At 68.6% G+C, this 12607-nt stretch carries 11 protein-coding genes; 3 read left to right on the forward strand and 8 right to left on the reverse strand.

Translation table 11 applies throughout. The features are described from left to right. The first annotated feature begins 289 nt into the window (after positions 1-289). Entirely contained in the window at positions 290-1375 is a 1086-nt protein-coding gene (locus DFR39_RS11885) for an integron integrase (protein WP_133603794.1), read from the forward strand. A 139-nt stretch (positions 1376-1514) separates the two neighbouring features. Here DFR39_RS11885 and glmS read toward each other — a convergent pair whose 3' ends face one another. Beyond that, positions 1515-3380, reverse strand: a complete 1866-nt coding sequence (glmS, locus tag DFR39_RS11890) for a glutamine--fructose-6-phosphate transaminase (isomerizing) (protein ID WP_133603795.1) — start codon at positions 3378-3380, stop codon at positions 1515-1517. A 176-nt stretch (positions 3381-3556) separates the two neighbouring features. On the opposite strand from glmS, the gene DFR39_RS11895 reads away from it, so the two are divergent. After that, positions 3557-4045 (forward strand): Lrp/AsnC family transcriptional regulator, encoded by a 489-nt coding sequence (locus DFR39_RS11895; protein ID WP_133603796.1) that lies wholly within the window; start codon positions 3557-3559, stop codon positions 4043-4045. Positions 4046-4073: 28 nt separating this feature from the next. Here the strand turns inward: DFR39_RS11895 and DFR39_RS11900 are convergent, their stop codons facing one another. The 7 genes from DFR39_RS11900 to DFR39_RS11930 are packed head-to-tail and all read right to left on the reverse strand — an operon-like array spanning position 4074 to position 11120. Continuing rightward, entirely contained in the window at positions 4074-5258 is a 1185-nt protein-coding gene (locus DFR39_RS11900; RefSeq protein WP_133603797.1) for a class I SAM-dependent rRNA methyltransferase, read from the reverse strand. A gap of 36 nt (positions 5259-5294) precedes the next feature. Then, positions 5295-6854 (reverse strand): hypothetical protein, encoded by a 1560-nt coding sequence (locus DFR39_RS11905; protein WP_211343857.1) that lies wholly within the window; start codon positions 6852-6854, stop codon positions 5295-5297. Then, positions 6854-7789: a tyrosine recombinase XerC gene (locus DFR39_RS11910; protein ID WP_133603799.1), complete on the reverse strand. Its 936-nt coding sequence runs from the start codon at positions 7787-7789 to the stop codon at positions 6854-6856. The genes DFR39_RS11905 and DFR39_RS11910 overlap by 1 nt, the downstream gene beginning before the upstream one ends. After that, entirely contained in the window at positions 7770-8480 is a 711-nt protein-coding gene (locus tag DFR39_RS11915) for a DUF484 family protein (RefSeq protein ID WP_133603800.1), read from the reverse strand. The genes DFR39_RS11910 and DFR39_RS11915 overlap by 20 nt, the downstream gene beginning before the upstream one ends. Further along, positions 8477-9346, reverse strand: a complete 870-nt coding sequence (gene dapF, locus DFR39_RS11920) for a diaminopimelate epimerase (RefSeq protein WP_133603801.1) — start codon at positions 9344-9346, stop codon at positions 8477-8479. The genes DFR39_RS11915 and dapF overlap by 4 nt, the downstream gene beginning before the upstream one ends. 32 nt (positions 9347-9378) lie before the next feature. After that, positions 9379-10266 carry a lysophospholipid acyltransferase family protein gene (locus DFR39_RS11925; protein ID WP_133603802.1) on the reverse strand — a complete coding sequence of 296 codons (888 nt, stop codon included), beginning with the start codon at positions 10264-10266 and terminating at the stop codon, positions 9379-9381. Continuing rightward, on the reverse strand, positions 10266-11120 hold the full coding sequence (locus DFR39_RS11930) for a lysophospholipid acyltransferase family protein (protein WP_133603803.1): 855 nt from the start codon (positions 11118-11120) through the stop codon (positions 10266-10268). Before DFR39_RS11930 ends, DFR39_RS11925 begins: the two co-directional genes overlap by 1 nt. 177 nt (positions 11121-11297) lie before the next feature. On the opposite strand from DFR39_RS11930, the gene metK reads away from it, so the two are divergent. Further along, the gene (metK, locus tag DFR39_RS11935; protein WP_133603804.1) at positions 11298-12479 is read left to right on the forward strand and encodes a methionine adenosyltransferase; all 1182 of its coding nucleotides are present in this window, start codon (positions 11298-11300) and stop codon (positions 12477-12479) included. Positions 12480-12607: the final 128 nt, after the last annotated feature.

A 12607-nucleotide genomic window follows, 5' to 3' on the forward strand; every position in this document is an offset into this window, starting at 1 on the left:
GAGCTCTGGAAGTAAACAACGCTTACACCAGCGGCGACGAGTGGCGCCCACAACCACTGGAGAAGCGCGGCGAGATAGCCCATGAGTTTTAACGTGATATGGGGCGACAGGCGCTGCGCCCGAACGTCGGCGAGTGCTGCATAACGTCGGGCACGGGCGTGCCCCTAAGTGCTTGATGCAAAACGTTCCCCCTGGGTTTGACTGTATGTTCATACAGCACTAAATTTGCCTGCAAGTCCGGCAGCTTGTTACATCAGCCTTGGTGTTCGCCGGAGTGCAGGAGGGCCCTATGTTGCCATCAGTTCCTGGCCCTTTTCCAGCGCGCGGCACCCTGCGTCCGCCCGCGGCCGCGGGCTCCGCCTTCAAGCTGCCGCCGCTGCAGGCCGTTCGGCTGCTGGACCAGCTGCGCGAGCGCATACGCTATCTGCACTACAGCCGGCGCACCGAAGATGTCTACGTTTTCTGGTGCCGTGCCTTCATTCGCTGGCATGGCTTGCGCCACCCGGCCGAGATGGGCGGGCCGGAGGTGGAGGCCTTTCTGTCCTACCTGGCCGCCGAGCGCGGGCTGGCGCCGTCCACCCACAAGCAGGCGCTGTCGGCCCTGCTCTTTCTCTACGGCAAGGTGCTGGGCATCAACCTGCCCTGGATGCAGGAGATCGGCCGGCCGCGGGTCTCGCGGCGCCTGCCGGTGGTGCTGTCGGTCGAAGAGGTCACTCGGCTGCTGGCGCAGATACCGCCGGGTGAGCACCGCCTGCTGGCGCGCCTGCTCTATGGCACGGGGCTGCGTATCAGCGAGGCCCTGCAACTGCGGGTCAAGGATCTGGACTTTGCCCAGCGCGCACTCATCGTGCGGGCCGGCAAGGGCGGCAAGGACCGGGTGGTGATGCTGCCGCAGGCCCTGCTCACCGAGCTGCGTGAGCAGCTGGGGCGGGCTCGCCTTGTCTGGGCGGCCGATGTCGAGGCCGGCCAGGCCGGCGTGGAGATGCCCTATGCGCTGGAGCGCAAGTACCCGCGCGCCGGCAGTGCCTGGACCTGGTTCTGGGTCTTTCCGCAAGACCATCTCTCCACCGATCCGCGCAGCGGCCTCATCCGCCGCCACCATCTCTACGACCAGACCTTCCAGCGCACCTTCAAGCGGGCCCTGGCGGCGGCGGGCATTGCCAAGCCCGCCACGCCTCACACCCTGCGCCACTGCTTCGCCACCCACCTGCTGCAAAGCGGCAGCGACATCCGCACCGTGCAGGAGCTGCTGGGGCACTCAGACGTGGCCACCACCATGATCTACACCCATGTGCTCAAGCTGGGCGGCGGCGCCGTCAGGAGCCCCTTGGATTCCCTGCCTGGCGCCATGCCGCCGCAAAGCGGCTGTTGGTGAACTGCAGCTGTCAGCCTATTGCGGCCTCCGCTGCGATGCGTCAACAAACAAACAGGCTGGCCGTTACGGCGGCACGCGCTGCACCTCTTGAGTGCTGGACTTCAATCGCAAGAGACTGAAGACGGGGTCAGGTCTTGCCTCACTCCACCGTCACGCTCTTGGCCAGGTTGCGAGGCTTGTCCACGTCCGTGCCGCGGGCGCAGGCGGTGTGATAGGCCAGCAGCTGCAGGGGGATCACGTGCAGGATGGGGCTGAGCGCGCCGTAGTGCTCGGGCATGCGGATCACATGCAGGCCGGCTTCGCTTTCGATGGCGGTGTCGGCATCGGCAAACACGAAGAGCTGGCCGCCGCGGGCGCGCACTTCCTGCATATTGCTCTTGAGCTTCTCCAGCAGCGCGTCATTGGGCGCCACGGTCACCACGGGCATCTCGGCCGTCACCAGGGCCAGGGGGCCGTGCTTGAGCTCACCGGCTGGGTAGGCCTCGGCGTGGATGTAGCTGATCTCCTTGAGCTTGAGCGCGCCTTCCAGCGCGATCGGGTAGTGCAGGCCGCGGCCCAGGAAGAGGGCGTTCTCCTTGCGGGCGAATTCCTCGCTCCAGGCGATGACCTGGGGCTCCAGGGCCAGCACGGCCTGCACGGCCACGGGCAGGTGGCGCAGGGCCTTGAGGTGCTCGGCCTCCTGCTCGTCGCCGAGATGGCCACGGGTCTGGGCCAGGGCCAGGGTCAGCAGGAACAGACCCACCAGCTGGGTGGTGAAGGCCTTGGTAGAGGCCACGCCGATCTCGGCGCCGGCCCGGGTGATGTAGGCCAGCTTGCACTCGCGCACCATGGCGCTGGTGCTCACATTGCAGACCGTCAGCGTGTGCTCCATGCCCTGGGCGCGCGCGTGCTTGAGGGCGGCCAGGGTGTCGGCGGTCTCGCCGCTCTGGCTGATGGTGACGACCAGGGTGCGCGGATTGGGCACGCTGTCGCGGTAGCGGTACTCGCTGGCGATCTCCACGCTGGTGGGGATCTTGGCAATGCTCTCCAGCCAGTACTTGGCGGTGGAGCCGGCGTAGTAGCTGGTGCCGCAGGCCAGGATCAGCACCGAGTCCACCTCCTTGAAGATGCGATACGCGCCGTCGCCGAACAGCTCGGGGCTGATGCTGCTGATGGCTTCCAGCGTGTTGGCGATGGCCGTGGGCTGCTCGAAGATTTCCTTCTGCATGTAGTGGCGGTAGGGGCCCAGCTCCGCGGCGCCGCTGTGGGCGTGCACGGTCTTGACCTCGCGCTGCTGGGCCTCGAAGCGGCCGCTCTCGGCATGGAGGCGGCTGATCCAGTAGCGACCCAGCTGCAGGTCCACCACATCGCCTTCTTCCAGATAGACGATCTGGTCGGTCACGCCGGCCAGGGCCATGGCATCGGAGGCCACGAAGTTCTCGCCCTCGCCCACGCCCAGCACCAGGGGCGAGCCCTCGCGGGCCGCGATCACGCGGTGCGGTTCATCGCGGCAGAACACGGCGATGGCATAGGCGCCCTTGAGGCGGGGCAGGGCGGCCTGCACGGCGTCCAGCAGGTCGCCGCTGTAGAGGTGCTCCACCAGATGGGCAATCACCTCGGTGTCGGTCTGGCTGGTGAAGGCATAGCCCTTGGCCTTGAGCTCGGCGCGCAGTTCCTCGTGGTTCTCGATGATGCCGTTGTGCACCAGGGCAATGCGGCCGGCGCTGGCGCTGTTGGCCTCGGCACCGGGGCCGTGGGAGAAGTGCGGGTGGGCGTTGTGCACCGCCGGGGCGCCATGGGTGGCCCAGCGTGTGTGGGCGATGCCGGTGCCGGCGGCAATGCCGTCCTCATCCACCGCGGTGTTCAGCTCGGCCACGCGCGAGGTGCTGCGGGCGCGCTTGAGCTCGCCCGACTGGTGCACCGCCACGCCGCAGGAGTCGTAGCCGCGGTACTCCAGGCGCTTGAGGCCTTCGATCAGGATGGGGACGATATTGCGCTGACTGACCGCGCCGACGATGCCACACATGGTTTGCTGCTCCCTGCGATACCTTGAGCTTCAGAGGCCGGAGCAGCGGAGTGCCCCGGGAATGGCTCGCATCCTAGGCAGGGGGCAAAATCTTTTGCTTTCAAAATATTGCCGCCAATGAAATATTCTGTCGCCGTATGAGGTTTATGAAATAATATTTAGAAATACATTTAAAAATGAAACCGTCAATCGATCTTGATCCCACCGATTTGCGGGTGCTGGAGCTGCTGCAGCAGGACGCCGCGCTCAGCAACCAGGAGCTGGCGGCGCGCGCCCATGTCTCGCCGGCCACCTGCCTGCGGCGGGTGCGGCGTCTGGTGGAGGCGGGCGTGATCGAGCGGCGCGTGGCCCTGCTCTCGCCCGAGAAGCTGGGCGCGGGGCTGACCGCCATCGTGGAGATCACCCTGGACCGCCAGGGCGCCGAGCATCTGGCGGCCTTCGAGCAGAAGGTGCTGGCCGAGGGCGCGGTGCAGCAGTGCTACCGCGTCTCGCCCGGGCCGGACTTCGTGCTGCTGCTGCAGGTGCCGGACATGCCGGCCTACCAGGCCCTGGTGCTGCGCCTGTTCACGCAGGACGCGAACGTGCGCAACGTCAAGGCCTTCTTCAGCGTGCTGCGCAGCAAGTTCGACCCCAGCCTGGACCTGAGCCCGCTGGCGGCCCGCTGAGCCGGGCGCGAGCCGGGCTCTCCCAAGCTCAGCCCTGCTTGAGCAGCAGCAGGCCCTTGAGATAGTCACCCTCGGGGAAGTAGAGGGTTTGCGGATGGTCGGGCGCGGCGGCCACGCGCTCCAGGATGTAGGCATCCACCTGGGCGTCCATGCCGGCACCGGCCACGATCTTGTGGAAGAGCTCCGGCTCAACCCCGCCCGAGCACGAGAAAGTGAAGAGCAGGCCGCCGGGCGCCAGCAGCTTCAGGCCCAGGCGGTTGATGTCCTTGTAGGCGCGCGCGGCGCGCTCGGCGTGCGCCGAGGTGGGCGCCAGCTTGGGCGGGTCCAGCACGATGGCATCGAACTGCTCGCCCGCCGCGATCAGTGCGCGCAGGGTCTTGTTGACATCGGCATCCAGGGCCTCGTGGCGCGCGGCCTCGAAGCCGTTGAGCGCCACATGGGCGCTGGCGCGCGCCAGGGCCGGGCCCGAGGAGTCCACGCTGATCACGCGCTCGGCCCCGCCGGCCAGGGCCGCGACCGAGAAGCCGCCCGTGTAGCTGAAGCAGTTCAGCACCCGTTTGCAGCCATGCTGGCGCACCACTTCGGCAAAGCGGCGACGGTTGTCGCGCTGGTCCAGGTAGTAGCCGGTCTTGTGGCCGGTGGCGATGTCCAGGCTCAGGCGCCAGTCATGCTCGCGGATGGTCAGCTCGGTGGCGCCTTCGCCGGCCAGCCAGCCGGTCTGCTCGGGCAGGCCTTCCAGGGCGCGCACGCTGGCGTCGGAGCGCTCGTAGAAGCGCTTGAGCCCGGTCTGGCGCAGCAGGGCCTCGACGATCACCGTCTTCCAGCGCTCCACACCGGCCGTGCCGAACTGGGCCACCAGGGTGTCGCCATAGCGATCCACGATCAGGCCGGGCAGGCCGTCGGACTCGCCATGCACCAGGCGCACCGCGTCGGAGGGCACGTGCAGGCGCTCGCGCATGGCCAGGGCGCGGGCGATGCGGCGCTCGAAGAAGGCGGCGTCGATGCGCTCGGCGGCATCAAAGCTCCAGGCCCGCACGCGGATCTGCGAGGCGGGGCTGAAGGCGGCCCAGGCCAGGAACTCGCCCTCGGCGGACTCCACCCGCACCGTCTCCCCCGGATCGGCCCCGCCCTTGGCGATGGCGCTCTCGAAGACCCAGGGATGGCGGCGCTGCAGCGAGCGCTCACGGCCCGCGCGAAGACGTATGACTTTCATGCCCCGATTGTCTCAGGGCCCGGCGCCGCCGCGCCTTCAGCGCGAGACCGTGCCGAAGGCGTAGCCCAGGGAGACGTTGATCAGGGGCGTGCTCTGGGTCTGGCCGCGCAGGGAGCGCCACTGGCCCACGCCGGTGCGCAGGCGGATGCGCTCCTGCTGGCCGAACTCCCACTGCGCCCAGGCCTCGGTCTGGGCCGCCGCGCCGCCGGTGATGGCCACGCCGCCGCCGCCGGCCGCGCCCACCATCACTTCCGCGCCCACGCGCGGCCCGCGCGCCCAGGGCTTGGCCTGCAGGCCCAGGCCGAAGAGGCCGAAGGAGTAGGCGCCGGCGCTGCCAAAGGCCGCGCTGCCGGCCTGGGCCACGCCATAGACATGCTCGCTCAGGTCCCGGGTCATGACCATGGCCAGATGGCCCACGCTTTCCTGGCGGCCGTCCTTGAACTTCACCTTGTTCAGATGCTGCAGGCTGGCATACACCGTCTGGGTGCGCAGCACGCCCGGCGCCTCATTGGGCTGGCCAAAGCTGCCTGCGCCTTGGTCCAGGGGCATGCCCAAGGACAGGCGGGCATAGGTGGACTTGAAGCTGCCGGTCAGGGAGCCCATCACGCCCGCGTCCAGATGCAGGCTGGGGCCCCAGGGCGTTTTCCAGCGCAGGGTGGGGCCGCCCTTGACCAGCCAGCCATTGCCGGTGTCGATATCGCCGCCGCCGCCCAGGCCGGTGGCCACATGCCAGCCGGCGCGGAAATTCTTGCTGCCCAGGCCATAGTCCTGGCCCAGGGTGGCCAGCACCTCCATATAGCCGTCGGCGCCGCCCTGGGCGGCGCCCGCGGCTTCCAGGCCCCACCAGGCGCCCTCGGTCACATACTGGCGCAGCACCGCGCCGGCCTTGCCCATGCGCTTGGCGGGCGCGCCACTGCGGTTCTTGGCACCGGAGCGTGGGCTGTAGACGCCGGCACTCAGGCTGATCTCATCCAAACCCATGCCGCTGCGGCGCAGGGTCTCCACCCGGCGGCCCGAGGCCGTGGGCGCGTAGCTCACAAAGCCGTCCGAGTAGCCCAGCACAAAGCCCAGGGTGGTGTCGCGCACATTGCCGCGCCCGTTGGGGAAGTCCGTGTGCGCCAGGGCCAGGCCGCCGTACCAGTTGCCGAGCTCGCGCCGCAGCGAGAGCTCGGGGCGCAGCATCAGGCCGCCGCCAAAGCGCACCTTGTCCGAGCTCAGGCCGCCGCCCGCGCCGGCATAGAGGCTGGCCGCGGCATGCAGGTCCGGCCCCAGGCGCCAGCGCCGCTGGGCGGTGAAGCCCACGGTGAAGATGCCGCCGAAATTGCCCTTGGCCGCCCCGTAGAAACCGGGGCCTATGCCCCAGTCCTCGTTCATGGCCACCAGGTAGTTGGCGCCCAGCAGGGCGATGCGCTCCTGGGTGGGCATTTTCAGCGGGGTCCAGTTCAGCTCGATGGCGGCGGGCTGGGCCTGCAGAAAGCCCGGGCGGGGCAGGGGGGCGGCGGAGTCGGTCGTGCTCTGTGCCAGCGCTGGGGCGGCTAGGCAGAGCAGGGCCAAGAGCGGCAGGAGGGGGAAGGGCATGCGTCGCATCGGGTTCATCAGACGGGGCTTTTCTTCTTGGCGCGCGGATGGGCGGCGTCGTAGACCTTGGCCAGGTGCTGGAAGTCCAGCTTGGTATAGACCTGGGTGGTGGTGATATGGGCGTGGCCCAGCAGTTCCTGCACCGCACGCAGGTCGCCGCTGGACTGCAGCACATGGGAGGCGAAGGAGTGGCGCAGCATATGCGGATGCACATGGCTGGGCATGCCGGCGGCCAGGGCCCGGGCCTTGAGCATCTGGCGAATCTGGTCGGCACTCAGGCGGCCGCCGCGCCGGCCCACGAAGAGCGCGGGCTCCTCGGGCCGGGCCAGGGTCGGGCGCTGGGTCAGCCAGACCTGCAGGGCCAGGGCGGCGGCGCGGCCCAGGGGTAGGCTGCGGCGCTTCTCGCCCTTGCCCAGCACCTGGATCTCGCCGCCCGCCGCATCCACCCAGCCCCGCGCCGCGCGCGAGGCCTGGGCGTCCAGCCCCACCAGCTCACCCACGCGCAGGCCGCAGCCATAGAGCAGTTCCACGATGCAGGCGTCCCGGGCCTCCAGGCGCGGGTCCTGCTGGGCATCGGCATGTTCGGCCAGTTGCACGGCGGCGTCCACACCTAAGGCCTTGGGCAGGGGCTTGGCGGCCTTGGGTGCGCGCAGGCCGTCGATGGGGTTGTGGCTCACCAGGCGCTCGCCGCCCAGCCAGCGGTAGAGGCCGCGCCAGGCCGAGAGCTCCAGCGCCAGGCTGCGCGGCGAGAGGCCCTGGCCATGCAGGCGGGCCACCCAGCGCCGGGCCTGGGCCTGCTGCAGCTGCAGCAGCGCCACGCCATCCTGCTCGGCCAGGTCTTGCAGGCGTTGCAGCGCGTCCCGGTAGAGGCTCAGCGTGCGCGCGGCCAGGCGGCGCTGCACACGCGCATGCTCCAGATAGCGCTGCAGGGGATCAGTCAGCGCCGCCGCCATCGCGGAGCGCGTCCGGTGGCAGCAGGCGCACCAGGCCCGCGCTGGCCAGCTCGCCGATGCGAGCCAGAAACTCCGTGCCCATCTCCGCGGTGTAGCGGGTCGGGTCGGGCGAGCCCAGTACCAGCAGGCCAAAGGCCTGGGCCGGCTTGCCATGGCTCAGCGGGATCAGGGCCAGGGATGTGGCGCCATGACTCTGCTCGTCGGAGAGCCAGCGCGCGGCCTCGAAACCCGAGTTCACGCCGCAATAGGGCTGGTTCAGGCTCTTGGCGAAGCTTTTCACGTCCTGGCTCACCGGCTGGGCGAACTCGGACTGGGCATGGGCCGCATCCACGCCCCACAGCCGCAGGCCGGCCAAGGGAATCATGAACTCGTGGCGCAGTCGCTCCAGCAGCACCACGGGCACCTGGGCCGGGTCCTGGGTGCGCATCAGGGCCAGGGTCCAGCGGTGCAGGCGGTCGGCGATGGAGACATTCTCCTGGCCGTTGCGGATCATCTCCATGATCTTCTGCTCCAGGCCCTTGATCTTGTCGCGCAGCATCTCGGCCTGACGCTCCTGCAGCGAGACCGCGCGCTGGCCGTGGGGGTGGCTCAGCTGGACGCTGGCCAGCAGCTCGGCATGGCGCTCGAAGAAGCCCGGCGTGTTGGCCAGGAAGTCGGCGATGTCCTGCTCGGTAATGCCCTCAATGCTCACAGCGTGATCTCTCCATCAAAAACTCGCTCGGCCGGGCCCGTCATCAGCACCGGTGCCTGCAGGCCCTGGCTCAGGCCGGCCCACTCAATCGTCAGCAGGCCGCCCAGGGCCTGCACATCCACGCGCTCGTCCAGCCAGCCCAGGCGGATGCCGGCCACCACGGCCGCGCAGGCCCCGGTGCCACAGGCCAGGGTCTCGCCCGCGCCGCGCTCGAACACGCGCAGCTTCACATGGCTGCGGTCCAGAATCTGCATAAAGCCGGCGTTGACCCGGCGCGGGAAGGCCGCATGCGACTCCACGCGCGGGCCCAGGCTCAGCACCGGTGCCGTGTCCACATCGGCCACGCGCTGCACCGCATGCGGATTGCCCATGGACAGCACCGCCACCTCGCAGTCCAGACCGGGCAGGCCCCAGAGCTCGAAGCCGCCGGCCAAGCTGCCCTCGCGGCGCGCGCTCAGGCCCACGGGCTCGAAGGGCACGCGCGCCAGCTCGAACACCGGCGCGCCCATGTCCACCGTGACCCGGCCGTCCTCGCGCAGGCGCAGCTCCAGCAGGGCATTGACCGTCTCCACGCGGATGCTGCGCTTGTCGGAGAGGCCCTTGTCCGCCACATAGCGCACGAAGCAGCGCGCGCCATTGCCGCAGTGCTCCACCTCGTCGCCGTCGTTGTTGAAGATGCGGTAGCGGAAGTCCACGCCCGGGGTGGCGCTCTTCTCGATCACCAGGATCTGATCGCAGCCCACACCAAAGCGGCGGTCGCCCAGGCGGCGCAGCTGCGCGGCGTCCAGGCTCAGGGGCTGCTCGGTGGCGTCGATGACCACGAAGTCATTGCCCGCGCCCTGCATCTTGGTGAATCGCACTTTCATCGCTGAATTATCGCCCTGTGGCGAGCCTGGACTCAGTAGAGAGAAGCTTGGCCGTCGGGGCGCGTCTTGAAGCGCTTGTGCACCCACAGGTACTGGGCCGGCTGCTGCCGGATGCGCGTCTCCAGCCAGTGGTTCAGACGCAGGGCGTCGGCCTCGGCGTCGGCGCTGGGATAGTCCTCCCAGGGGGCCTCGAGCTCGACCTCGTAGCCCTGTCCGCCCGGCAGCATGGTGATCACCACCGGCTGGATCTTCATCTTGAGGCTGTAGGCCATGCGGCCCGGCGCCAGAAGGGTGCAGGCGGGGACGCCGAAGAAGGGGATGAAGGCCGAGTCCTTGGCGCCGAAGTCCATGTCCGGCAGGTTCACGAAGGCATAGCCTTGGCGGATCAGGCGCAGCACGGGGCGTATGCCGTCCTGGCGATCGAACAGGGCATTGGTGCCAAAGCGTGAGCGGCCTGCCAGCATGCGGGCGTCGAAAACCGGATTGCTCTGGGTCTGGTAGATGCTCACGCCGGGATTGCTCTGGTTGAGCATCAGGGCCGGGCTGACCCATTCCAGACCCACGAAATGAGGTGTCAGCCACATCACGGGCGCCTCGCTGCGCTCGGCGTAATGCACATCGCCCTTGATGCGCACCAGGCGCCGCAGCCGCTCGGGCGAGGCAAACCAGAGCAGGCCGCGTTCCAGCAGACTGCGCCCCAGCCAGGCAAAGTGTTCCCGCGCCAGGGCCTGGCGCTCCTCGGCACGCTTCTCGGGAAAGCAGAGCTCCAGATTGCGCAGGGCCACGCGGCGGCGAGATCCGGCCAGGCGCCAGAGCAGGGCGCCCAGGCCGCGGCCCAAGCAGGCCTGCCAGGACAGGGGCAGGAAATGCAGCAGCCAGATCAGGCCGATGAAGGCGTGGCTGGCGAGTCGGGCGGCCATCAAGCAGCTCCCCCGGTCTCGAGACCGCGCGGTTGCTTGTAGCGGTGATAGCCCCAGAGGTACTGCTGTGGCGCCTGGCGGATCAGACCCTCCATGGCCCGATTGATCAGGGTTGCCGCCTGCTCGGGCGAAGCCTCGGAGGGGATGGTCGGGCCGGCCTGCACATGAATCACATAGCCGCGACCCTGCGCGAGTCTTTCCCCCCAGAGCAGCATCAGGGGTGCCCCGCTTTGCACGGCGAGCTTGGCGGCCAGAGTCATGGTGTAGGCCGGACGGCCGAAGAAGGGGGCCCAGACGCCCAGGCCCTCCGGCGGGACTTGATCGGGCAGCAGTCCAATGGCCTGGCCCTGGCGCAGCGCGCGCAGCATCTGGCGCACGCCCGCCAGATTGGCCGGGGCGGTGGCCAGGTGTTCGCGTTCGCGAGCGCCCTCCATCAGCGCGCGCATCCAGGCCTTGCGAGCCGGGCGGAACAGCACGGTGATGGGCATGCGCCGCCCGAAGCGTTCCGCAAAGGCCCGGGCCGTGACCTCGAAGCAGCCCAGATGCGGGGTCAGCAAGACCATGCCCCGCCCTTCGGCCAGGCGGCTCTCGATGAGCTCGGCGCCCTGCCAGCGCACCAGCTCGCCGAGGGCTTGGTGGCGCTGCCAGAGCCAGGGCAGCTCGGTGACCATGCGTCCTGCCTGGGCAATGGCCGGGCGTGCTTGCGCCGCAGGCAGCCCCGCCTGGCGGACCTGGGCCTGGAAGCGCTGGCGATAGCTGGGTGAGAGGGCGTAGCTCAACCAGCCGGCGAGGCTGCCCAGGGCGTGCAAAAGCCACAATGGGCAGCGCGCCATCAAGCGGAAGACCAACAACATTTTTTCTATAATCGGGCGGTCGCCGAGTTAATTTGGACAACTTGCGGGGCGACGCGGCTGCTTATCGTTCATCGAGAGCCCGCCGGGCTGCCAAGCTCAACAAATGCCGCTAAAGCGTTCGCCGCGTCTCCTGACCCAGCCGGCAACGCCGATGGACCGACAACTAGGAGTGTAAAAGTGGCGAGCAGCGATTTTCTCTTTACTTCGGAATCCGTTTCCGAAGGACATCCCGACAAGGTGGCCGACCAGATTTCGGACGCCATCCTCGACGCCATCTTCCAGCAGGACCCGCGCTCGCGCGTGGCCGCCGAAACCCTGTGCAACACCGGTCTGGTGGTGCTGGCCGGCGAGATCACGACCAATGCGCATGTGGACTACATTCAGGTCGCGCGCGACACCATCAAGCGCATCGGCTACGACAACACCGAGTACGGCATCGACTACAAGGGTTGCGCCGTGCTGGTCGCCTACGACAAGCAGAGCAATGACATCGCCCAGGGCGTGGACCATGCCTCGGACGACCACCTGAACACCGGCGCCGGTGACCAGGGCCTGATGTTCGGCTATGCCTGCGACGAGACGCCCGAGCTGATGCCCGCGCCCATCTATTACGCCCACCGTCTGGTGGAGCGTCAGGCCCAGCTGCGCAAGGACGGCCGCCTGCCCTTCCTGCGCCCGGATGCCAAGAGCCAGGTCACCATGCGCTATGTGGACGGCAAGCCCCACAGCATCGACACCGTGGTGCTCTCCACCCAGCACGCCCCCGAGATGAGCCTGGGCGACAAGATGAAGCCCGAGTTCTACGAGGCCGTCATCGAGGAGATCATCAAGCCGGTGCTGCCCAAGGAATGGCTGCAGGACACCAAGTACCTGGTCAACCCGACCGGCCGCTTCGTCATCGGTGGCCCGCAGGGTGACTGCGGCCTGACCGGCCGCAAGATCATCGTGGACACCTACGGCGGCGCCTGCCCGCACGGCGGTGGCGCCTTCTCGGGCAAGGACCCGACCAAGGTGGACCGCTCGGCCGCCTACGCCGCCCGCTATGTGGCCAAGAACATCGTGGCCGCTGGCCTGGCCAAGCAGTGCCAGATCCAGGTGGCCTACGCCATCGGCGTGGCCCGCCCCATGAATGTGACCGTCTACACCGAGGGCACCGGCCTGATCTCCGACGAGAAGATCGCCGCCCTGGTGAACGAGCACTTCGACCTGCGTCCCAAGGGCATCATCCAGATGCTGGACCTGCTGCGCCCGATCTACAGCAAGACGGCGGCCTACGGCCACTTCGGCCGCGAAGAACCGGAGTTCACCTGGGAGCGCACGGACAAAGCGGCTGCGCTGCGGGCAGCGGCTGGCCTGTAAGTCCAGCGGCCGCCGCAGGCGGATCAGCCGCTTTGGGGCGTCGCTCATATCCGCGCAGCGGATGTGAGTGGAGACCACAAGGCAGCCCCCAGCAAAAACCAAAGCCGCCCTCGGGCGGCTTTTTCATG

It is taken from the genome of Roseateles asaccharophilus (genome assembly GCF_004362405.1).
Taxonomy (GTDB): Bacteria; Pseudomonadota; Gammaproteobacteria; order Burkholderiales; family Burkholderiaceae_C; genus Kinneretia; species Kinneretia asaccharophila.